Source organism: Vibrio sp. SCSIO 43140, from assembly GCF_023716585.1.
In the GTDB taxonomy this organism is placed as follows: Bacteria; Pseudomonadota; Gammaproteobacteria; order Enterobacterales; family Vibrionaceae; genus Vibrio; species Vibrio maritimus_B.
In genome coordinates this window covers 76,700-98,725 of the sequence record NZ_CP071850.1, presented here as the reverse complement: position 1 = coordinate 98,725, position 22,026 = coordinate 76,700, and the positions used below count along the sequence as shown (strand labels likewise).

The 22,026-nt window shown below is 49.2% G+C and carries 28 protein-coding genes; 14 read left to right on the top strand and 14 right to left on the bottom strand.

Features of this window, described 5'->3' with window-relative positions:
* The first annotated feature begins 13 nt into the window (after positions 1 to 13).
* The 8 genes from fliS to J4N45_RS00445 all read left to right on the top strand — a co-directional run bounded on the left by fliS (position 14) and on the right by J4N45_RS00445 (position 5,263).
* A complete protein-coding gene (gene fliS / locus J4N45_RS00480; protein WP_234494787.1) occupies positions 14 to 400 on the top strand; it encodes a flagellar export chaperone FliS in 387 nt (128 codons plus the stop codon).
* On the top strand, positions 384 to 695 hold the full coding sequence (locus J4N45_RS00475) for a LafD (RefSeq protein ID WP_234494788.1): 312 nt from the start codon (positions 384 to 386) through the stop codon (positions 693 to 695). The genes fliS and J4N45_RS00475 overlap by 17 nt, the downstream gene beginning before the upstream one ends.
* A gap of 4 nt (positions 696 to 699) precedes the next feature.
* Positions 700 to 1,773 carry a flagellar hook-length control protein FliK gene (locus J4N45_RS00470; protein WP_252013029.1) on the top strand — a complete coding sequence of 358 codons (1,074 nt, stop codon included), beginning with the start codon at positions 700 to 702 and terminating at the stop codon, positions 1,771 to 1,773.
* 18 nt (positions 1,774 to 1,791) lie between these two features.
* The gene (locus tag J4N45_RS00465; protein WP_042477852.1) at positions 1,792 to 2,268 is read left to right on the top strand and encodes a flagellar basal body-associated FliL family protein; all 477 of its coding nucleotides are present in this window, start codon (positions 1,792 to 1,794) and stop codon (positions 2,266 to 2,268) included.
* Positions 2,269 to 2,276: 8 nt separating this feature from the next.
* Positions 2,277 to 3,005 (top strand): FliA/WhiG family RNA polymerase sigma factor, encoded by a 729-nt coding sequence (locus J4N45_RS00460; protein WP_042477850.1) that lies wholly within the window; start codon positions 2,277 to 2,279, stop codon positions 3,003 to 3,005.
* 9 nt (positions 3,006 to 3,014) lie between these two features.
* Complete coding sequence (gene motA, locus J4N45_RS00455) at positions 3,015 to 3,872, top strand: flagellar motor stator protein MotA (protein WP_042477846.1); 858 nt, start codon at positions 3,015 to 3,017, stop codon at positions 3,870 to 3,872.
* On the top strand, positions 3,872 to 4,867 hold the full coding sequence (locus J4N45_RS00450) for a flagellar motor protein MotB (RefSeq protein WP_252013028.1): 996 nt from the start codon (positions 3,872 to 3,874) through the stop codon (positions 4,865 to 4,867). Before motA ends, J4N45_RS00450 begins: the two co-directional genes overlap by 1 nt.
* 93 nt (positions 4,868 to 4,960) lie before the next feature.
* Positions 4,961 to 5,263, top strand: coding sequence for a hypothetical protein (locus tag J4N45_RS00445; protein WP_128648354.1), 303 nt, complete (start codon positions 4,961 to 4,963; stop codon positions 5,261 to 5,263).
* A 96-nt stretch (positions 5,264 to 5,359) separates the two neighbouring features.
* Here J4N45_RS00445 and J4N45_RS00440 read toward each other — a convergent pair whose 3' ends face one another.
* The 14 genes from J4N45_RS00440 to flgB form a co-directional block, all read right to left on the bottom strand.
* On the bottom strand, positions 5,360 to 6,187 hold the full coding sequence (locus J4N45_RS00440) for a hypothetical protein (RefSeq protein WP_252013027.1): 828 nt from the start codon (positions 6,185 to 6,187) through the stop codon (positions 5,360 to 5,362).
* Between the two features lie 18 nt (positions 6,188 to 6,205).
* Positions 6,206 to 6,508, bottom strand: a complete 303-nt coding sequence (locus J4N45_RS00435) for a hypothetical protein (RefSeq protein WP_234494793.1) — start codon at positions 6,506 to 6,508, stop codon at positions 6,206 to 6,208.
* A gap of 290 nt (positions 6,509 to 6,798) precedes the next feature.
* Complete coding sequence (locus J4N45_RS00430; RefSeq protein WP_252013026.1) at positions 6,799 to 7,833, bottom strand: flagellin; 1,035 nt, start codon at positions 7,831 to 7,833, stop codon at positions 6,799 to 6,801.
* Positions 7,834 to 7,877: 44 nt separating this feature from the next.
* Positions 7,878 to 8,780, bottom strand: coding sequence for a flagellar hook-associated protein FlgL (gene flgL, locus J4N45_RS00425; protein ID WP_252013025.1), 903 nt, complete (start codon positions 8,778 to 8,780; stop codon positions 7,878 to 7,880).
* A gap of 9 nt (positions 8,781 to 8,789) precedes the next feature.
* Positions 8,790 to 10,163 carry a flagellar hook-associated protein FlgK gene (flgK, locus tag J4N45_RS00420; protein WP_234494796.1) on the bottom strand — a complete coding sequence of 458 codons (1,374 nt, stop codon included), beginning with the start codon at positions 10,161 to 10,163 and terminating at the stop codon, positions 8,790 to 8,792.
* 5 nt (positions 10,164 to 10,168) lie between these two features.
* Positions 10,169 to 10,723 (bottom strand): rod-binding protein, encoded by a 555-nt coding sequence (locus J4N45_RS00415; RefSeq protein ID WP_252013024.1) that lies wholly within the window; start codon positions 10,721 to 10,723, stop codon positions 10,169 to 10,171.
* A gap of 9 nt (positions 10,724 to 10,732) precedes the next feature.
* Complete coding sequence (locus J4N45_RS00410) at positions 10,733 to 11,821, bottom strand: flagellar basal body P-ring protein FlgI (RefSeq protein WP_234496144.1); 1,089 nt, start codon at positions 11,819 to 11,821, stop codon at positions 10,733 to 10,735.
* 44 nt (positions 11,822 to 11,865) lie between these two features.
* Positions 11,866 to 12,573: a flagellar basal body L-ring protein FlgH gene (gene flgH, locus J4N45_RS00405; RefSeq protein ID WP_252013023.1), complete on the bottom strand. Its 708-nt coding sequence runs from the start codon at positions 12,571 to 12,573 to the stop codon at positions 11,866 to 11,868.
* Between the two features lie 47 nt (positions 12,574 to 12,620).
* Entirely contained in the window at positions 12,621 to 13,406 is a 786-nt protein-coding gene (flgG, locus tag J4N45_RS00400; protein WP_252013022.1) for a flagellar basal-body rod protein FlgG, read from the bottom strand.
* Positions 13,407 to 13,427: 21 nt separating this feature from the next.
* Positions 13,428 to 14,159 (bottom strand): flagellar basal body rod protein FlgF, encoded by a 732-nt coding sequence (locus tag J4N45_RS00395; protein ID WP_042477831.1) that lies wholly within the window; start codon positions 14,157 to 14,159, stop codon positions 13,428 to 13,430.
* A gap of 10 nt (positions 14,160 to 14,169) precedes the next feature.
* A complete protein-coding gene (gene flgE / locus J4N45_RS00390) occupies positions 14,170 to 15,366 on the bottom strand; it encodes a flagellar hook protein FlgE (protein WP_252013021.1) in 1,197 nt (398 codons plus the stop codon).
* Positions 15,367 to 15,411: 45 nt separating this feature from the next.
* Positions 15,412 to 16,089, bottom strand: coding sequence for a flagellar hook assembly protein FlgD (gene flgD, locus J4N45_RS00385; protein WP_252013020.1), 678 nt, complete (start codon positions 16,087 to 16,089; stop codon positions 15,412 to 15,414).
* Positions 16,089 to 16,523, bottom strand: coding sequence for a flagellar basal body rod protein FlgC (gene flgC, locus J4N45_RS00380; RefSeq protein ID WP_252013019.1), 435 nt, complete (start codon positions 16,521 to 16,523; stop codon positions 16,089 to 16,091). Before flgC ends, flgD begins: the two co-directional genes overlap by 1 nt.
* 2 nt (positions 16,524 to 16,525) lie before the next feature.
* Positions 16,526 to 16,888 (bottom strand): flagellar basal body rod protein FlgB, encoded by a 363-nt coding sequence (gene flgB / locus J4N45_RS00375; protein ID WP_128648347.1) that lies wholly within the window; start codon positions 16,886 to 16,888, stop codon positions 16,526 to 16,528.
* A 204-nt stretch (positions 16,889 to 17,092) separates the two neighbouring features.
* Between flgB and flgA the strand changes: the two genes are divergently transcribed.
* The 6 genes from flgA to J4N45_RS00345 all read left to right on the top strand — a co-directional run bounded on the left by flgA (position 17,093) and on the right by J4N45_RS00345 (position 21,954).
* Positions 17,093 to 17,743: a flagellar basal body P-ring formation chaperone FlgA gene (gene flgA / locus J4N45_RS00370; RefSeq protein ID WP_252013018.1), complete on the top strand. Its 651-nt coding sequence runs from the start codon at positions 17,093 to 17,095 to the stop codon at positions 17,741 to 17,743.
* A 161-nt stretch (positions 17,744 to 17,904) separates the two neighbouring features.
* Positions 17,905 to 18,189: a flagellar biosynthesis anti-sigma factor FlgM gene (gene flgM, locus J4N45_RS00365; protein ID WP_042477817.1), complete on the top strand. Its 285-nt coding sequence runs from the start codon at positions 17,905 to 17,907 to the stop codon at positions 18,187 to 18,189.
* A gap of 30 nt (positions 18,190 to 18,219) precedes the next feature.
* Positions 18,220 to 18,663 (top strand): flagellar protein FlgN, encoded by a 444-nt coding sequence (locus tag J4N45_RS00360; RefSeq protein ID WP_042477816.1) that lies wholly within the window; start codon positions 18,220 to 18,222, stop codon positions 18,661 to 18,663.
* A complete protein-coding gene (locus tag J4N45_RS00355) occupies positions 18,647 to 19,363 on the top strand; it encodes a lytic transglycosylase domain-containing protein (protein ID WP_503056824.1) in 717 nt (238 codons plus the stop codon). Before J4N45_RS00360 ends, J4N45_RS00355 begins: the two co-directional genes overlap by 17 nt.
* Before the next feature lie 104 nt (positions 19,364 to 19,467).
* Complete coding sequence (locus tag J4N45_RS00350; protein ID WP_252013016.1) at positions 19,468 to 20,364, top strand: DMT family transporter; 897 nt, start codon at positions 19,468 to 19,470, stop codon at positions 20,362 to 20,364.
* Positions 20,365 to 20,682: 318 nt separating this feature from the next.
* A complete protein-coding gene (locus tag J4N45_RS00345) occupies positions 20,683 to 21,954 on the top strand; it encodes an NRAMP family divalent metal transporter (RefSeq protein ID WP_252013015.1) in 1,272 nt (423 codons plus the stop codon).
* The last annotated feature ends 72 nt before the right edge of the window (positions 21,955 to 22,026 follow it).

The following is a 22,026-nucleotide window of genomic DNA, read 5'->3' as shown; positions in this document are numbered from 1 at the left end:
GGAGTACAAATTTATGCTAATGGATTCAGGTTACGACTCATATCAACAAGTAGATCTTGACGCGCAGGCAGCGGCAGCCAACCCACACCAACTCGTGGTGATGCTTATCGATGGACTTCTTAATGAAATCGAGCGCGTTCGCGGTCATATGACAGAAGGTCGCTTAGAACAAAAAGGACAAGGTATCAGCAAATGCATGAACATCCTTGTCGGTCTGGATAGCGCACTCGATGACGAAAATGGTGGCGAGATAGCCGCAAACCTTCACCAACTTTACGACTTTTGCCAAGCCGAGCTTTATCAAGCAAGCGTCAATAACGACGTTGAGAAGCTAGAGAATGTGGAAAAGGTCATGGCTCACATCAAAGAAGGGTGGCAGAACTTTGGCCAACACGCATAAGGTTTCCCCAGAGCGGTTTCGCCACCTTAGCCAGTGCATGAGGGTGGCAGCAAAAACTGAGGATTGGCAGTCACTTAAGCGATACGACGGGCAGCTTCGTGAGCTTTTGGACACCCATAGGCCTTTCCTTAAAGACCCGCGACTGGCACCCGAAATTGAACGTGCACGCAAGGCGCATCTTAGCGCTTATGAGGCGTTATCCGTTGCCACCAGCAAACTGAAAAAGAAGCTAGACAGCAACGACGCTGAGAAAGAGCGAGCGATGGCATACCAACTGGCGATGACCTTGGAGTAATGGAATGTTAGTGACCAACCAGACAGGCAATCTCTCTGCCGCAAAGCAAGGTGAAGGAAGTGGACCCGCCAGTATTAATCCCTCTCACGTCCCTAGCGAGGGAGGTGCTGCGCTGCAAACGACACGTGGGTTTGGTTCACTCATCCCATCGACTGAGCGCGAGCAGAGGTTAGGCCAACATGAACAAGACGGAGAGTCATTGGCTGAAATGTTATCTGACGCCCTCCAGCAGGAATCCTTATCAGGTGAGCTAGTGGGCTTTGTCAGAACACCCGATCAAGCGTTCGGTGCTGCTGGTGCAACAAATGCGGTTATTAGTGGCGAGCAATTGGGCGCCGCGACGAACCCTATGATGACGAGAGCGATAGATAGCGAGCGCATGTCGTTTAATCAGCTTGCTCAGCTCAATGCGAACTCGGCCACTTCGAACGCGACGAGAGAAGGCGCTGCTTCTGCACTTTTGCAAACAACAACATCGTTATCTTCAGAGACAACAAGCAAATCTTTAGCAAGCGACATTGCCAGTCTATTAAGTGCGAGTCAGTCTCAAAGCAGTTCCAATAGCGCTTTGGCAGGCGCACAGTCTACCGCGCCTCAAACGCAAGCGACCTCCACAACCATGACGAATGTCACGACAACTGAGTGGGCCCCCGTTCGTGTTGACCCACAAGCAGGCAAATGGGGTGAGCAGATGCTTCAGGTTCTGCACGACCGCGTGACCTTACAAGCTCAGCAGAACCTGCAAGAAGCGCGTATTCGCTTGGACCCACCCGATCTTGGCAAGCTAGACCTGATGGTGCGAGTGGAGGGAGACAAACTCAGCGTTCAATTGAATGCCAATGTGGCCGCAACGCGTGAGGCACTAATCCAGGTGTCAGAGCGACTGCGTGCAGAGCTACAAAACCAGAGCTTGATGCATGTGGATGTGCAGATTGGTAGTGGCGATAAACAAGAGTCTGACGCCCACCCATCGCATGACCAGAGCGCCACTATTTTTGCCAATCAACGTCATGATGCCGAGCACGATGCAGCCATGACCTTCTCAACGGATGAACACTGGCTTAACACCCAGGTGTAACGGCTTTAGGAAAACAGCATGAATAAAAAATACCTTGTTTCACTCTTCGCCGCCTGCATTACGACCAGTGCTTTGGTCTCGGCGGCGACGGTTTATGGCACCATGTGGTACTTCAACAATCAACCGACGGTAAGTGCTAGCGAGTTCTCACTATTTAACTCAGAGCCAAAACGCAGCGCTGATCCAACGTTTCATGCATTAGATAATGTGATTGTCAGCGTTCGCGGTAAAAAACAGACCCACTTTGTGATGCTAGAGCTGGCATTAGAAACGCGTCATCCAGAGCGTCTAGAGTTTGCCCGCGACTATATGCCCAAAGTTCGCCACGCGATGCTGAATCTGTTTAGCCAAAAGCGCTATGAAGATCTGCATGGCGCTGAAGCACTGGAGCAACTCCAACAAGAAGTGAAAGCATCGGTGCTAACCGCCTATGCAGATACCCAACTTAAGCGCGATATCGACGATGTTCTGCTGACGAAATTTGTTATTCAGTAGGAGCCGCCATGCTGGATATGAATCATTCTGAAAGCTACGGAGTGGTCGACGAAGTCTCGACGCCCACCAACCGTATCGATGAAAATCGCTTGCTTAGTCAACATCAAATCTTGGTTAAGCGGGTCGTCAACCAACTGCGTAATCACGCCACCACCCATTGCAGCATTGAAGACATGCAGCAAATCGGGCTGATTGGATTACTCGAAGCTGGTCGTCGCTATGGCAACATTGACGACCCTAACTTCCCCGCTTTTGCCGTGTGTCGTATTCGTGGCTCGATTTTAGACGAGCTGCGACGGCTCGATTGGCGCTCACGCAAAACCCGTCAGCAGGCGCACGAGCTTAACGATGTCACGCGCGATCTGACCAAGAGTCTGAAGCGAACACCGACCGAACAAGAGATCATACGCGCACTTGGTACCGATCAGCAGGATTATCACGCCAGACTCAACGCCACCATGGCGGCGGAAATGCAGAGCCTCGACCAATTAATTGAAAGTGGTCTCGAGGGGACGGTGGATTCTGACTACGACGGCATGAATCACGAACATATCCGCCGCAGCCTTGAAAAAGCGCTCGACAAACTCCCTAAACGTGAGCAGCTACTGCTCACTCTGTTTTATCAACACGACTTGAACTTACACGAGATTGCTTTAGTGCTCGAACTGACACCGCCGAGGATATGTCAGCTGCACAAACAAGCGCTCAAGCAGCTCAACCAACTACTGTCTTCTTAGGAGTCCACTATGCAAAAGTTTACTGGCGCAATCATCATATTGATGTGTGTCTTCGGCGGATACGTCTGGGCCGGAGGCAGTCTAATGGCCATTTGGCAGCCGGCAGAAATGCTGATCATTGTCGGCGCAACCCTGGGCTCATTGATCATAGGTAACCCGCCTCAAGTATTGAAAGAGATGCGCAGCCAACTGCGCGCTATCGTATCGCCTCCCAAAGATGAACGTGAGTTCTACATGGAACTTATGGCACTGCTGCAAGTGCTACTTGAGACCGTGCGCAGCGGCGGCTTCAAGGCGCTCGATAAGCACATTGAAAACCCAGAGCAGAGCGATATTTTTGCTCGCTACCCACGTGTTAGCCGTGACTACCGCCTTGTTTCTTTCATTACCGACAATTTACGTTTAATGGCAATGGGACAAATGTCGCCTCATGAGTTAGAGGGACTACTAGAGCAAGAGATTGAAGCCATCGAGGCTGATTACATGCAGCCGGCTCGCTCCATGCAGCGTACTGCAGAAGCCATGCCTGGCTTCGGTATCTTGGCCGCGGTTGGTGGCATCATCATCACGATGTCCGCGATTGATGGCTCGATCGCCATGATTGGCTATCACGTTGCCGCCGCTCTAGTAGGCACATTTATCGGTATTTTCGGTTGTTACTGCTGTTTAGACCCAGCGAGTAACGCCATGGCTCAACGTGTTAAACGCAACATGTCCGCCTTCGACTGCACCCGCGCCACCTTGGTTGCGTACGTAGCGAAGAAGCCGACATTGCTGGCGATTGACGCAGGCCGCAAGCATATTCAGCTAGACATTAAACCGACCTTTAACCAAATGGAGGTGTGGCTCGCTGAACAGGAGGGATAATGCAAAAACATGAGCAAGTAGTCTTCAAACGCGCCAGTCGCAGTCATCACCATGAATCTCATGGCGGTGCGTGGAAGGTGGCGTTTGCCGACTTTATGATTGCCTTGATGGCATTGTTCCTCGTACTTTGGGTCATGCAGGTTGTCGATAAAGAAGAGCGCAAAGCGATTGTTGCTCATCTGCAAATGGCGAGCGTGTTTGACCAGAGTACCGGTAATCTTTTCGATACCTCGCAAAGTATTTCTCCGATCGACCTAGCTACGGATTCGTCCGTGGCTAGTCGTCACGACTCAGTCCACACAGTGAGCTCTTTTTTTCAGGGCGATCGCGAAGGACCTGAGTCAGACTCTCTCATCGATGGCACCTTTGATACCCAAGAACGCTTGGCTGCGCTTGCGCAGGTGATCAATGACATGGTGCGCCAAATCAACGCCGAGGGAAATGTCGACGTCACCGTCACCCCACAAGGGCTGCGCATTGTGCTGCAAGATGACTACAAGCAAAACATGTTTCGTCGCGGCGGCTCAACCTTAACCCCGTTCTTTGAAGACCTATTGCTGGCACTTGCGCCCGTATTTGAGCGCGTTGAAAACCCGATGATCATCAGCGGGCACACAGATTCGACGCAGTATCGTCAAACCTTCTCAAGTAAGTCTAACTGGGAGCTTTCATCGTCGAGAGCCAATACGGCAAGGCACACCCTGGTGTCCGGAGGTATGCCTGAAAAGCGTGTTCTACAAGTCACAGGAATGTCGGACCGCGCCCTACTGAACCATTCAGAGCCGTCATCGAGTGAAAACCGTCGCATCGAGCTGTTTATCTTGACCACTCCAGCGGCTGAAGTGATCAGCACCCTGTTTGGTCAACAGCCAAATAACGAACTCGAAAAGGCGCGAGAAAAGGCGAAGTTCAACCAACCGGTATTCCGAACCGATACTATCCGCTTCGATACCGACACTGCGCCAAGCTCCACCACCGACGCCCAAGCGCTTTAACTTGCACCTCTCTTCGGGTGTTCTATCCTTGAAGTAGAACACCCTTGATATGTCGAAAGTTTCTTATTGAGCACCGAATCAGTAGAGTGTGTTATGCGACGAACTATTCCCCACATGCCAACGAAGGCAAACAAAGCTCCTGACGGACTACAGAAGGCATTTCTGTGGCTAATCATTGTTGATTATGCGCTACTTGCCCTGTTCCTGAGCCAACTCACCACACTGTCGCTCAGAGGCGGCACCTTCATCAGTTTGCTTCTGGTGGTATACAACATACTGCTGACGTTTATGTGCTTTCGCCGAACCCATCGTCAGGACGCTTATATTATCTATCCGACAATATCGGCTACGCTGTTGGCGTTCGTGTGCTTTTTGTACTTTTTCTTTTTGGTATAAAAAGAACCTTCAATTGTTAATCAAAGCAAGTAGAAAGGGAAAGGAAATACAATTGGAAAAGACAAAAAAAGGGCGACTAAGCCGCCCTATCTAATTCTATTTCTGATTCAGTTTTTGATGAATCCGTTTAACGTTGAGATCTCTTTTGACTGAAGCAGCCGATACTTTAGACATCTGACTAGCAGCCGAAGGTTCAAATTTGACCAATTTCATTGAATAGTCATACTCTCCCCACGCAATCAAACCTAGTCCTTTACACGCTATCTCACCATTGGTACCAACTAAACAATCTGTCACACTAGAGCCGTCATCCAAGTTGAACGTACTCAAACGAGCCCCATATTGATACTCGTTAGTATATGAGTACTTTTCACCAACTTCTCTGTCTTCATTAGTCGTTTCTAACAGCTCTTCTTCAAAGAATCTGACCATAAGGCTTCCGAGTAAGTAGCTTGTTTGCGGTACGGTTAGCTCTGTTTCTCGAAACGTTTCAACGGTCACTTTTTCTTCAGAAGTTTCATTTCCATCTGAATCAATCTGCACGAAATCATATGTAAGTGTTGAAGTATATGTACCATCACCGTTTTCTACCACCTGGTAGACAGAACTTTCGACCCAACTACCATCATCAACCTTCCAATAATTTCTATAAGTAACTACTTGTTCAGTTTCTTCAATTACAAGCTTTTGGTTTGCTTGATTAAGAAAAGTATATGTACCACTCTGACTAGAAAAGTAATCACTTATCTCAATTTGGTTTTTCTGGGCATACTCCAGACCTACAAGATTACCATTATTATCGATAACCGTCTGACCATTAATTTGAATTTCACCTTCCACATTCAAAATAGCATCGCCCGATGCAAAAGCCGATGTCGCACCTAACACTGACGACAGTGCCACTACTAGTAGTTTCTTATTCATTGTTACATCCATATATTATTATTTTATTGTTAGTTTTCCTGAGACAACCAATTTTTCCGCTATATCACCACTATCTTCATTACTTGAAGATAAAGAAAATACAGCCTTGTCTTGTTCGTTCTTCGCGACAGATATAATGACATCTTCTGTAGAAGACACCTCAATCTGACTGAACTGTGCACCATCACTGTCCTCGACAATAGATGCTCTTTTCTTAAACTCATCCCCGCTCTGACTGACAGAATCGACAGACGAACTATCGCCATCGCCTCCACAGCCCGAAAGAAGTAAGCTCAAACTTGCTAGAAGCAAATATCTCACGCACTCTCCTTATCCATATGGTTTAATGCAGTGATATTTATATCAGAGACTTACAACATCATTGCAACCAATTGATTACAAATGAGACTCACATCAACAACCGTTCAGGTTTTTATTTAAACTCATAAATAAAAACCTAAATATATGATTAGTTATAAAATTAAATGCTAGAAGAAAAATATCACTTGGCGAAAAATTAATTATTTCAATATATCAATAATACCCCATACATAAGTGACATTTATTTAATAACCGAAAGCTTATGGCATTGAAAATATATTATTTCATTGCTATTTAAGTAATGCCACTACTGTATGTCTGCGAACATTCGCTTGGGCATTAAGAGCTTGGAACGTGGTAGTAAAGTCTTGGGAGAGTTGATTAAAGCTTGAGAGCTGTTGATTGACCTGCTCGGTTGAAGGGAGGTTAGATTGGCTCTGGATTCGCGTCATTTGCGTATCCAGTTGGGATTGGAACTGTCTGGCTTCGTTTAAGCTCAGCTGAGCTTGTTTGAGGTGCTGATTGACCTTAGCGATGCACTGTTTGATACCGTCGCGTGAGCCAAGGTCGAATTTAAGCTCTGCCATACCGTCTGGCTCAGCTTGGATAGAGAAGGTGTTGGCTTGCCCGGCAGGGAAGCGGTGACCTTCACCCGTAACACGCACATGCTGCTGCATCGCTGCGTATGCCGACTCATGGACTTCAAATACGATGCTGCCATCGTTGGCAAGAGATGCGCGCATCCCCATAGGAATCACACTGCGGTCGAGCTGTTTCACCGTGCGCTGTCCATCGGATAAACCATCAAACTGCAACATGACGGAGCCGCCGCTCGGAAAATCCAGACGCACCTGTTCTGCACGTTCACTCATGCGGTGTACGTTCAAACCAGGAATAGAGAATCGTCTGACATCGGCAGTGTCGAGCTTCAGATGCAGCTCGTTGTCGACCACTCGTTTACCATCAAAGCGCGCTTGATTCAGCGTGGCTTCAATCATGTTCTTAGAACGGGCAAGCTTGTCAGTAGTTTGAGGCGATGCACCGTGTGATAGTGCTTGAGTTAACTGCTTTTTCACTTGAGTGAGCTCTTTACCCACACCTTGTAACGCCTTGGTCGCAATTTGAACCGAGGTCGCGTGCTGCTGACCTTGAGTCAGTAACACGCCAGAAAGTGAATACGCCGAAGCGATTTCCGCTTGTGGCTTAAGCAGATGTTTTGATAAGGAAGTGGTGGTATCAGAAGCCTGGGAGGGAGCAATACTCGTGGTGCCCTGCCCTGTGAGCTTAATACTATGCGGCCTAACTTCAACCGTACTTACTGCCATACCATCATTCCTTGAAACGTGTTACCTAAGACCTAAAGCGACCGCTAGATGCGGTCGAATAAAGAGAGCTCATTTATCTTCATATAACTGGCTTGCGTTGCCTGCAGCGCAGCCATGTAGTTGCTCAGCCGAACTGAGGCTTCACCATAGTCGAGGGCGGAGACATCACTGGTCACCTTGTCGACAAATAGCTTATTCTCCACATGCGCACCATCCATCAAATCGAGGTTGTTGTGGCGTCCACCGATTTGAGTCATCGCACCCAGAACGTTACCTAAGGTATCATCAATGGCGTTGAGGCTAGCTTCAACTTCATTTTGAAAATTTGGACTCGGGCTCTTAAATTCAGCAATCAAACGATCGATTTGATTCAATACGTTATCGCCGCCACCCAAGTCGAGAATTTCTTGAGCCGTGGTGTTGGACTCCATTGTCACCCCTTTTGCCACGGTCACAACACGCTTGTCGCTGTTGCCATCAAGGGAATAGACACCGCCACCCGCATCAGAAATAGCTGGCGTATCGGTTTTAGTACCCGAGAACAGATAATGCCCTTCTTCATCTTGCGCATTAAACGACGACTGCACCGATTCGCGTAAGCTCTCAAGCTCAGCAATCATGCCCAAGCGGTCTTCATCCGTTAAGGAGCCATTCGCCCCCCACAGCACCAACTCACGCATGCTTTTCAGACTCTCGTTAACCGAATCCAGATGCACCTCTTGGCTCGATAGCGTGGTTTTCACATTGGCGATATTGCGCTGATACTGAGAAATCGCCGCGCCTTCACGATCAAGGTTGAGCAGCTTAATGGACGCCATTGGGTCGTCAGACAACTTAGTGAGTCGATCACCTGTGGCCATTTGCTGCATCACTTTACCAAGCCCTGCATTATTGATTTGCAGGCTTTGCAGCATCATCTGGCTAAATTGAGTATCACTGATTCTCATGGTCTCTCCTTAAAATAGCTGCAATACAGAGTCAAACAGCTGATTCGCTGTGCTGATCACTTTCATATTGGCATTATGGGCGTTGGCAAAGGTCATTAGGTTTGCCGCCTCTTCGTCACTGTTTACGGCACTGACGTTGTCGCGCGCTGCAACCGCTTGATCCGACATTGCTTTTTTCGCCTGATAATCAGACTCCGCTTGTCGTGCTTTAATGGCTGTTTCACCGACCATCGCGGTAAACGCATCGTTTAGGGACAGCGAGCCAAGTCCTGAGATCGCCACTGGCTTATTGCTGATAGCAATCAAATCCTTGAGATTGTCACTGTTACCCGGATTACCGTCGGCAGAAAATGCCAGCTCATCGGCGGTAATATTGGTGATATCTAAGCTTGCTGCTGGGTTCGCTGGATCATAGGTAAATAGCGGCGCACCAGGGTTACCATTTAGATCCAACCCCGCAGCAAGCACGGCATTAAATTCATCGGCAACACTACGGGCCATGTCATCTATGGCTTGTTGATTCGGTACAAGCACATCGACTTGGTAGTCATGAAGTGCGCCTAACTTGCCGCCAATATCCCCTTTCGCTGCAAAGGTTTGATTACCAAATTCAATGTGCAGATCCGCAAGGTAAGGGTCACTTGGGTCTGGAATCGCCTTAATCACACTTGAATCCGAGCCCATCACAAGCGGCTGACCTGACGCCAATGACACTTGCACGCTACCATCCGGTTGGTCGGTGGTTTTCACCGCCATGATGGTCGACAACTCTCCGATGAGCGCATCACGAGTATCCATGAGCTGAGAGGCGTTGCCTCCGGTGCCTTGCATCTCAACGATCTGCTTGTTTACTTGAGCAATGTTCGCCATCAAACTGTTGGCATGAGACAGCGCAGCATTGCGCTGATCGTGTACATCTTTATGCTGATTATGCAGCGATTCGGTGAGCGTATTAAATCGGCGAGCTAAGGCTTCTGACTCGTTGATCACCTGCTGACGCAGCGGTGTCGATTCTGGTTTGGTGGTTGCATCATTGAGCGATGCAAACAGACTATCGAGTCCCGCCGACAAGCTAAAACCATCGGCACCCAGCATGTTTTCTAGTTGGCTCATGGCCGACAAGTATCCCGCCGAATAATTGGCTTCACTGGCTGTCGACCAGGTTTGTTTCACTAGGTATTGGTCTGTCACACGGCGTATGCTGGTAACTTCGACCCCCATACCGGGTGAGTTGAAATCGTATTTTCCGCCTGCCACTGAAGACATCAAAGCTTGCTGGCGGCTGTATCCTGGGGTATTCACGTTAGCAACGTTTTGCGCCGTGACATCCAGTGCCACGCGGTTGGCATTCATGCCTGAAAGCGCGATATTAATAAGGCTCATTGCAGTTAACGCTCCGTGATTTTCATTAGAGGCTGAGAGAAGGCCATGGTCATGGCAGCCTCACGAGGAGACTGAAGATTAAAGGCGGCGGAAGTGGGCTCGTCGTTAACTAACAAAGACGCGTTTGTATCACCCAATGCATGAGTTTGTGATTTGCCTTCCATGTCATTGGCTGAGCCCATGGCTTGCACGCGCGCGGCATCAAACTGTACCTCTTGGTTAGAGCTCGCACTTTGGGCCGGTCCCAATTGCTTAACCAACATATCGGCGATACCCGAGTTTTGTTTCTTCGCCAGCTCGATGGAGAGCTGACCATCGTGCATATCGCGAAATACCCCATGCTGCTGAGAAGAAAAAGGACTGTCTTCATCGGCAAGTACATCGCTACTGCTGCGCATCTGTCTGAGCACCATCTGCAAGAACATGGCTTCAAACTGACCTGCCACCTCTTTTAGCGCTTCTGGGCTGTCGTTGCTGTGTCTAATGTTGGTCAGCGCTGCGTTGTCGTGATAAAGCATACTGTTGACACGAGTCGTGTCGTTCATGGCATCTATTTTCATCATCGCCTCCTAGATCACTACCAACTCAGCATTCAGTGCGCCTGCTTCATGTAGGGCTTGCAGAATGGACATCAAATCGGTTGGTGTTGCGCCTAAGCTATTAACTGCGTTTACTATCGTGTTCAGCTCTGTCCCTTCAGGCCAGATCACCATTTGCGCTTGGTCTTCGTTGATGTCGATCTTGGTCTGGTCGACAACCACGGTATCGCCATCAGCGAACGCGTTTGGCTGACTAACCCGCTGTGACTCACTGATAGCTACAGTAAGATTACCGTGACTGACTGCCGCTTCGGTGACTTTGACGTTCTTACCGACCACAACGGTGCCAGTGCGCGAGTTGAACACGATACGAGCTGGCTTACGCCCCTCAACAACACTCATCTCTTCAAGCATCGACATCATGGTGACTCGCTGTTGACTGTCTTTCGGCGCGCGCATATCAACACGTACCTTGTTGACTGCAATCGCGACCTCAGGGCCAAAAGTGCTGTTGATCTCACGAGCAATATTCTTCGCAGTAGTGAAGCTTGCCTTGCGAAGATTAAGCGTGATTTGTGGCCGTGAGTTAAAGTCCGATGGGATTTCACGCTCCAGTGTTGCCCCATTGGGTACGCGACCCGCTGTTGGCGTATTTACTGCAATCTTAGAGCCGCTGCGTCCTTCAGCAGAAACGCCGCCTACAACCACATTGCCTTGTGCTACTGCATACACCTCGCCATCAACACCGCGCAGCGGTGTGAGCAGCAATGTACCGCCGCGTAAGCTCTTAGCATCACCAATCGATGACACCACGATATCCAACATCTGACCCGGGCCTGCCATTGGGTCAACAGAGGCCGTCACGCTCACCGATGCCACATTACGCAGCTTAGGGTTAGCGTCATCACCAATCTGCACACCGAACTGACGCAGCATGTTGGTAATGGATTGTGCCGTGAACTTCACCTGGTTTCGGTCACCCTGACCATCAAGACCCACGACCAAGCCATAACCCACCAATTGGTTAGTGCGCACACCTTGCACATCGACAAGGTCCATAATAGGAATTTCCACTTCAGCGTGAGCTGACGGCATCAAGATAATCGCTGAGGCGGTCATCAATGCCGTGAAAAAAGTATCAAGAAAACGACGAGTGTTAAGCATTAAAACGGCATCCATGGGCTAGTAAAGAACTGCGTTAACCAACCGGCTGAGTTGCTGTCGGCTAAGGCTCCGCGTCCTGAGTAGGTAATACGAGCATCACCAATTCGATGAGAGAAGACTTGGTTGTAGCGGTCGACGTCATCGGCTCTGACGATTCCTGTCACACGAATGAACTCATCCCCTTGATTAAGGCGAATCCACTTTTCGCCACTGACTTTCAGTACGCCGTTAGGCATGACTTCATGGACAGTAACCGTGATGGCCCCTTCAAGCTTATTGCCCTGAGAGCTCGCTGCGCTGCCATCAAAGGCTCGGCTTCCGCTGATACCAACGGCGGTTTCATTTAACGTTTTTCCGCCTACGGTCGCCGCGCCAAAGTCGACGTTGGAAGACTTACCAAACTTGGTGTCGGCTTTTTTGCTTGATTGGGTTTCTTCCACAAGAAGAATGGTTAGCACATCGCCAACGCGATAAGCGCGGCGATCTTGAAATAGCGTGAGGTTGTATTGGTGACGATACAAACTGCCATTGGTCGCCTCTGGCAACGCATAACTAAGCTCTGGCGGCGCGTACTTCTGCTCGTCTGGCTCTGGCGGCACAAACTCAGGTCTAGAGGCACACCCTGCCAATACCAGCAAGCTCAGCAGCGCTATTCTTCTCACAAGAGCAGTGCTTCGCGTCAAAAGGCTTCGAGAAAACCATTTCATGTCACAACTTCCTTTCACGTTATTTCCCGCTAACTTATCCGACCGAGTTACACGGCTTGAGCAACAAACTTAAGCATGTCATCGGCAGCCGACACGACCTTGGCGTTCATCTCGTAGGCACGTTGAGTGGTGATCATGTCCACCATCTCTTCCACGACTTGCACGTTGGAGCCCTCCAACGCGCCCTGTTTAATGCTGCCCGCACCTTCTTCACCAGCGATGAGTTCTTCCGCCTGACCGCTCGCTTCCGTTTCTTTAAACAGGTTGCCACCAATCGCCTCTAAACCAGCGGGATTGATAAACTTAGCCAACGTGATCTGACCAAGCTCTTGAGGAGCAGGACCATCTGCCGTTGTCGTGGTTACCGTGCCATCCACACCAACCGATAGCGTCAACGCGTTATCTGGGATCTGGATTTGTGGCTCAAGAGGCAAGCCCTGACTGTTCACCATCAAGCCCTCAGAGTTGACATGAAACTGGCCGTTGCGGGTATACATGATTTGACCGTCAGAGTTTTCAATCTGGAAGAAGCCTTGTCCCATAACCGCGAGATCCAGCTCTTGCCCTGTGTTCTGTGCACTGCCCTGAGTGAAGACTTTCTGTGTACCGACAACACGAACACCACTACCAAGCTGCACACCGGTTGGCAGCTGATTCACTTGGTCTACTTGTGCGCCCGGTTGGCGCTGAATGCTGTAGAACAGGTCTTCGAAGACCACTCGGTCACGCTTAAAACCGACCGTATTAACGTTGGCTAGGTTGTTTGAGATTGCCGTCATTTTCGTGTCTTGGGCGGCCATCCCTGTTTTACTGACCCATAATGCTGAATGCATGGTTTACTCCTTTAAACGCGACTAGCTCGCGCTCATTAATTTATTTCCTGATTGCGCTAGGGTTTCTGCGGTTTTCATCATGCGGATCTGCATTTCGAAGTTGCGCGTTAGCGACATCACACTGAGCAGTTCATCAATGGCAGACACGTTACTGCTTTCGATGTGCTCTGGGGCAAGATTAACGGTGGCATCAGCAGCAAAAGGCTGACCATCCAAGCTGTGCAGCAGGCTGTCGCTCTCTTTTTGCAGTTGGGTAATGTCCGGCTTCACCAGCTTTAATGTGCCAACTTCCACCTCTGCACCACCGCCAGGAGGGATCACCGAGACGCGTCCACGCTCACTGATTTCCACCTTCTGAAATTCCGGTAGCACCATAGGTCCGTTATCACCGACAACCGCAAAGCCGTTGATGGTCATGGCGCCGAGGTCATCGACCTTAATGTTACCGGCACGCGTGTATGCCTCGTTGCCTGCTGGCGTTTGCACACTGATGTAGCCCTCGCCCATGATGGCGATATCCAGTGGACGCCCCGTTTTAACGACGTCACCAGAATCAAAACGAGTTGCCGCTGAGTTGGTGACCACCATAGTGCGACCATCAAAACCAGAGCCTTGCAATGGAACGCTATTAACGCGTTCCATATCCGCGCGAAAGCCGGCGGTGTCGGCATTCGATAGGTTGTTGGAACGAACATGCTGAGCTTTAAGTACTCGGCTGGCCCCCGTTGTCGCAGTAAATAGCAAGCTATCCATAGGTTAGATCCTATACCGCGTTAAACAGAGCTTGAGTCAGCTTGTCAGACGTAGAGATTGTCTTCGCATTCGCCTGATAGTTGCGCTGAGCGGTCATCAGGTTCACAAGCTCAGAGGTCAAGTCCACATTTGAACCCTCTAGTGCACCTGGGGTGAGATCGCCCAAAACGCCGGTACCTGGTGTGCCGACTACGGGTGCGCCTGAGCTAAAGCTTTGAGTCCAAGCTGTGCCATTGGTTTTGGCAAGACCTTGAGGGTTGGCAAAATTAGCCAGTACGACCTGACCTTGAAGCTGAGATTGACCGTTGGTGTATGTTGCGAACACCATGCCGTTGTTCTCAACGCGAACACCCGCAAGTTCACCGGATGTGTAGCCATTTGGGCTATTGGTGCTCACACCAAACGAAGCGCCAAATTGGGTGCTGCCTGCTAGGCTAATATCGATGCTCATTGGGTTAGCACCGGCTGCAGGGAAGCTGATATTCGTCGTGCCTGTTGGCGAGTTTAGTGTGCCGTCTGGATTAAAGGTGACAGGAACCGTTGAAACAGGTGTGGTACCACCATCGACTTGAACGTTCACTTCCCAAGTGTTGTCCGCTGTTTTCGTGAAATACTGCGTTACTGTATGAGAGTTACCCAGCGAGTCGTACACCTTAGAGGTGTAAGATGAGTTGAATGAGTCTGGGTTATTTGGGTCAAATGGCGTGACCGTTTGATCGATGGCTGTCGCACTTGCATCAAAGTTGGCGATGAAATCCAGTTTGTCGGTGGCTTTTGCCGCCAACGAAGAGGTGCTGATCTTGATATCGCCAACCGCACCGTCAAGCAGATTGTTATTGCTATCGACACCGTAGCCCTGAAGCTTGGCGCCAGTATTACCCACAACAAAGTTATCTTTGTCAGTACCAAACACACCTGAGCGGGTGTAAAGCGTCTGCCCCATCAAGTCTTTCGTTACGAAGAAGCCATTGCCATTGATGGCAAGGTCCATCGCGCGACCCGTACCAGAGACTGAACCATTCTTATCGAAGTTTTGCGAGATAGATGCTACCTCAACACCGCCTGGCTGCATGCCGTTATAAACCGCAGAGAATTCGGTGCGCGCCTCTTTAAAACCGTAGGTCGACGCGTTAGCAATGTTATGGCTGATGGTGTTTAGCTGAGTATTAGTGGCGTCCAAGCCGCTTAAAGCAATATTAAAACTCATGATGTCCTCTTTATTCTGATAGTTTTGTTGGTTTTACACTCGGCGCTAAGCACCAAACTGACTGATTTGATAGAAAGGCACGTTACCGACACCCGCGACGTTGACCATAGCGGCGCCGCCACTACTTGGAATGCGAACCTGCTGGACTTCACCGGCCAACATCACTGATGGTGATGCTTGTCCTTCTTGTACCTCTACCGAAACGCTGTACTTACCAGGTTTGAGACCCAACTCTTCTGGGTCGATAGAAAAATCCACATCCCCAGCTGGATGAGCACCCAGTGGCACCTTGGTTTTTTGCCCAAACTCATCTTCGACGACTAAGGTCACTTGGCTTGATGAATGTGCAAGCTCTACACGACCTTTCTGAGCGCCATCACTGAGCTCAAATTCGTTACCATTGACGTAAACGGTTTGACCAACCAAGCCTGCCGTTGACAGTACCTGCATGTTGTCGAGTAGCACCATGCTGTTTTGCATCAGCATCGACATGTTCTCGGTACTTTGAACCTGAGAGAACTGTGCGAGCTGACTGACATACTCGGTACCATCCAGCGGGTTTAGTGGGTCTTGGTTTTGAATCTGCGCCACCATCAAGGTGATAAATTCATTTTGAAGTGAGTTAGCACTATTCGAATCTTGAGGATTTGCCGACACGCCTGCATTCGCTTGCTGGCTAACCGGAGTGTCCGTATCGAGTGCGTTGAACTGTGCAATACTCATTAGCTACCCTGCCCTAAACGAAGCAGGCCCTGCTGCATGCTTTTCACATTCGACAACACTTCCACATTGGTTTCGAAGCTGCGAGTGGCCGACATCATGTCCGCCATTTCAGAAACCACATCGACACCCGGGTAGTAGACATAACCCTCTTCGTTTGCCAACGGGTTATTCGGTTCAAAGCGCTGTTCAGCCTGAGCGCTGCCTTGTACCACATCGACAATGCGAACCTCGGCATTGGGATACACACCCTGCTGGCTCGTCAGTTGTGTTTGGCTATACACAGTGGCAAACACTGGTTTAAGGGGTTTATAGGCATCATCTGGATTGGCCGATACCGCATCAGCGTTAGCCAGGTTACTGGCGACCGTATTAAGCCGAACGGTCTGCGCGGTCATCGCAGAGCCAGCAATGGAATAGATATCAGTAAATGACATGATTAACGTCCCTCGATCGCTTTCGCCAACCCATTAAACTTCATGTTCATGAATGTCAGGCTGGTTTGAAAATCCATGTTGTTTTGAGTGAATTTGGCTTGCTCAACACCCAGCTCAACTGTATTGCCATCCTTGCTGTTCTGGTAAGGCACCGAATACTGGGTAGCGATATCCAATTTAGGCGTGGCGGTATGCACACCATTGGCGCTAGCTTGTTTCATCACTGTGGTAAAACTCAGGTCCTTAGCTAGGTACCCAGGCGTATCGACATTTGCTAAGTTACTTGCAAGCACCTTGGTTCTTTGGACTCGAAAATTCAGTGCTTCTGGATGTACACCTAATGCACTGTCAAAACTGATTGCCATGTCTCTGTCCTTAAATGGGCGATAGTCACAAAGAAAGAACAAGATACATGCCAACTTTTAAAACCAATAAAAACAATGAATTACACAAAACAAAGGAAGCGGAACTTCCGATTTACGGAAGCGAGAGACAGGATGGGGAAGTGGATTTTGGGCTCACTATTGAGCCTTTTACTCAGTAATCATGCCTTAGCGAACGAGCTCAAAATGACTCAAATGAGCATTGAGCAAGTTGTGCGACAAGCACTGAATTCCGAACTAGAACAGCTTGCTGCGACGCATCATTGGGATCACTACGAGGCAAGGCTAGTGATATTGGTTCCAGAGTCAGCAAAACATCTCAATCGCTGCCTTTCCCCTCTCATTACGAGCAGTCGCGATCACCAAACACTACCGGTTGGCAACCTTAAACGCAGCGTCAGCTGTGAGGATGGCAGTAATGACTGGCGCATCAACGTCAGCATCCGAGCCACGTTGTCGCTACCTGTGGCCGTTGCCAGCACCACGCTCAATCGGCATGACAGCATCGACTCTCGCTCGATACGTCTAGAAACTCGAACCCTATCGCGGGCGACCTCGTTTGTTACCGACCTCTCCACATTGCAGGGTAAGCAAGTCACGCGACGCATGCGCACTGGTCAAATCATCGATAGCAAATTTGTTAGTAGCCCTCCGTTAGTCGAAAAGGGAAATGAAGTGGTCATCATCGCCGAAAGAGATGGGTTCAATGCGACAACCAAAGGGATTGCGCTGGAAACCGGCGCTTCAGGAGAGCAAATAAAGGTGCAAAACAGCCAATCTAAAAAAGTCATTCGAGCGGTCGTGTCTGGTTTGAACCAGGTTCACACTCAATTTTAAATTTCTGACTCAAGGTAACATTTTTCAATCAATGCGCTCGAAATGTCATAGGGCATTGAGATAGAAAAAAAAGAGCAACAAATTTAGCTGGGCAGATTTAATACTGATGCTCGCTTTGTCGCCCTATACTGTTATCGACATATTGATAGGACAGCAACACAATGAAAATCGACAAAGTGGCCGGCGGACATGTCCCACAAACCAACTTCAATCAGTCTAAGACTCAAACGCCTGAAGCACCGGCACGTAAGACCGTTTCCCAAGCCGCATTCAATGCAAATACAGCAGCACTAGACAAGGCGCAAGCTGAGCTTGCTGCAATGCCAAACGTCGATATGGCGAAAGTGGAAGCGGTACGAAATGCACTCGCAAACGGTGAACTTGGACTGGATGTCAAAGCCCTTTCGCAAGCTGTGATGCGTTTCCATACCGGTCACGAGTCCTAAGCGAACCACCCATTTAGTGGAGTAACCAAGATGGCCACCTCGAAAACCGAGCTCGTGCAGAACTTTGTCGTTAGCATTTCTGAAGACATCAAACTGTATCGCAAGCTGCTCTCATTGCTGCAGCACCAAAAAGCCCTGTATCTAAAATTCGATGGTGAGTCACTAAGTCACAACATCAGCAAACAGCTGCCAGTACTTAAGCAGCTTGGCCACAATGCCAGCCAGCGTAGTCGGCTTCTTAGTCAGCTAAATTTGCCCTGCTCGGAACAAGGGGTTGAGCGTTTAGTCAGAGCGCTACCTATCAAGCTGTCTGACAATGTCCGCAAACAGTGGCAGATCCTTGAATCGCTCATTAAAGAGTGCCAAAAATACAATCAAGAGAATGGACAAAGCTCAGCGGCTTTTCATGAACTGCTTGGTGAGTTAACCGGGCGAGAGCAACACAGTTATGAGGAACATGCACGCTCGCTGTAGAGTCAGCTCGAGAGTCAGTCACTGGCTGCTTTGGTTAGTGATAGGCTTGCTGTGTATCTGGCACACCCAAAGTGATGCCAAACCTGCTCAATCTGATGTGGCACCACATATTGCCACGCTCAAGCCTTATCAAAGTCATATCATTAAGAAGTTTGAAGAGTTCAGCCCACTGGTGGATGAGATATTCAAGCAGCTTAAACAAAAATCGCTACCAGACAGTTTAGTCCTGGTCCCCATGCTCGAGTCCTCCTATAACCCCAAAGCCGTCTCTCCTGCCAAAGCCGCCGGGCTTTGGCAACTGATGCCAGCCACCGCCAAACGCTTTGGGTTAACCGTAGACCAAAACCTCGATCAGCGCTTTGAGATTGAGCCAAGCACACGTGCTGCGATGCAGTATCTGTCGTTTCTGTATCGTAAGTTTGATGGTGACATCAACCTCACGTTAGCCGCCTACAATGCGGGTGAAGGACGAGTTCAACGCGCCATCAACAGAGCAGGTAGCCGAGAGTTTACCAAGCTGACCTTACCCAATGAAACTGTCCATTATGTGCGCCGCTTTTATGCTCTCATGACGCTGGTTGATATCTCGTCTCTCAAGCACGATCGCGTCGACACCCTATGGCTGTTCGCCAGTGAGACATCATGGCAACAAGCACCGTTAATTGACCTGACGCCTCTACCACCACTTATCTCTCTCTAGTCTTGTGTGACCAGCAATCATAATCTGACATTTGTGGGTTTTCAGAATGCCATTCACTGGTAAGATGCTGGCATTGTTCACTCCATCCCAACGCTAACATCTCAATGCATAACGAACGCAAAGCCCTGCTATTTGGGTTATCCGCCGTCTTATTGTGGTCCACCGTCGCAACCGCATTTAAGCTCACACTGGCTGAATTCACGCCCGCTCAAATGGTCGCGGCTGCTTCTGTCGCCTCAACGATCGCTCTGGTTGTCGTGTGCGCGATGAAAGGGACACTTTCTCAGCTAAAGACAACTTTTATATCAAACCCTTGGTACTACTTGTTGCTTGGGCTGATCAACCCGTTCGCCTACTATCTGATCCTGTTCAAAGCCTACGATCTACTGCCTGCTTCCCAAGCGCAGCCCATCAACTACAGCTGGGCCATTACACTGACCTTAATGGCTGCCGTGTTCCTAAAGCAGAAAATCCGTCCGCAAGATTGGTTTGCGTGTGCCTTGGGGTATCTCGGTGTGGTGGTGATCGCCACTAAGGGCGATGTATTGGGACTTCAGTTTGATAGCCCTGCTGGTGTGGCACTCGCCCTGCTCTCCACACTATTGTGGGCAGGTTATTGGATCCTAAACACCAAAAACACGGCCGATCCAGTTGTTGGTGTACTACTTGGCTTTTTGGTTGCTCTGCCCTTTGCGTTTGGTGTTGCCATCTACGAGGGCGCCACATGGTCTAACATCACGCTGAAAGGATGGCTGGCGGTTAGTTACGTCGGACTGTTTGAGATGGGGATTACTTTTGTCCTTTGGCTTAGCGCACTAAAGCTAACTCAAAACACTGCGCGTATAAGCAATCTTATTTTTGCTTCGCCGTTCATCTCACTCATGCTACTCGCCACAATCATCGGTGAAGAGATCCATCCTTCTACATTGATAGGTTTAGTGCTTATTGTCATTGGCCTCATCGTTCAACAGCTAAAAAGAAAGCCTCAGCCACAGGAATAGCTGACAACATCGCAAAACCCAACACTTAGCGTCGCGAGAGCTCACTCTCGCGACACTTTCCGATATTTTTTCCTACTCTTTTTCCTTTGCCTTCAATGATGATGCTTTAATTACACCCACATTATCAGCATAAAACACTACCTTTTATCGACCATTCAGACATACCGACCAATCATTGATTAATTTCGTCGCTTCTTGCATTGCATCCTGCTGAAATTTCTGTAGAAATGGAGGGGTCGGAAATAATTTTCTATCGTTTCGTAAACTATTTTTTACAGCGACTTTATTACGGATAATAATCATAAAAGGACTCGTGTCATGGATACCTCTATCCCTTCTGAGCCAGCATCACGCCCTGGCCTTTCCCATTTAGTACGCTCTCTTGGCCCTGGCATTATGATGGCTGCCGCAGCAGTCGGTGGCTCTCATCTTGTCGCCTCAACAAAGGCGGGTGCCATCTATGGCTGGCAACTCGCTGCGCTGATCCTGCTCGTTAACCTGTTTAAATACCCATTCTTTAGAGCAGGAGTGCAATATACCGTTGGTACGGGTAATAGCCTGATTCAAGGTTATGAAGGATTGGGTCGCGGCTACCTATGGGTGTTTACGCTACTTACCGTCGTTTCCGCTGTCGTGAACACAGCAGCTCTACTGTTGTTTAGTGCCAGCTTGCTTGGTTACTTCCTACCGTTCGAACTCTCATCACTTGCGTTATGCGGCATCGTACTCGCCACATGCGTCGGTATTTTGTTTGCGGGTCACTATAAAGCGCTCGACGGGCTCTCGAAAGCCATTATGGCGACGCTGACCGTTGCCACCGTCACAGCCGTCATTATTGCGGCATCAAATGGCAGTGTTGCACCGGCAGATTACCAAGCGCCATCACCTTGGACCATCGCCGCTATCGGCTTCATCGTTGTGACCATGGGCTGGATGCCAGCGCCTATCGAGATCTCCAGCATCACATCCATGTGGCTTAAGAGTCAGTGTAAAAAGCAGAAAGTAACCGCTGAATCGGCGCTGTTCGATTTTAATGTCGGTTATATCGGTACGGCTTTATTAGCTTTGGTGTTCGTTGCACTAGGTGCACTGGTGATCCACGGTTCAGGGACAGAGCTGTCCGCATCGGGTGTAGGGTTCTCACATCAATTGGTGAGCATGTATGCGTCAACGATTGGTGAATGGTCGCGCTACCTCATTGCTGTCATCGCCTTTTTCTGTATCTTTGGTAGCACGATTACTGTAATTGATGGCTACTCGCGCGCAATTGCTGAGTCACAACGCCTGCTTCAGAACAAAACCGAAGAGAACCCGAAATCCTACCAAGCATGGGTCATTGTGGTGTCTATTGCGGCTATCTCGATTATCGCTTTCTTCGCTAAAGCACTGATGCCAATGCTCGACTTTGCGATGATCATGGCATTTGTTACCACGCCGGTGTTTGCACTGCTTAACTATATTCTGGTATCAAAAGCCACGCTGCCACCAGTGTTGCAAATGGGCAGCCGTCTAAAAGCGCTGTCGATTGTAGGTCTGATTTATCTATTTGGATTCTTAGCCGTATTCGTTTGGTGGAAGTGGTTGATGTAGCGACATCACTCGCTTTAAATAGAAAGGCCTAGGTATGATCACCTAGGCCTTTTAGTAGAGAGAGGAAAATAT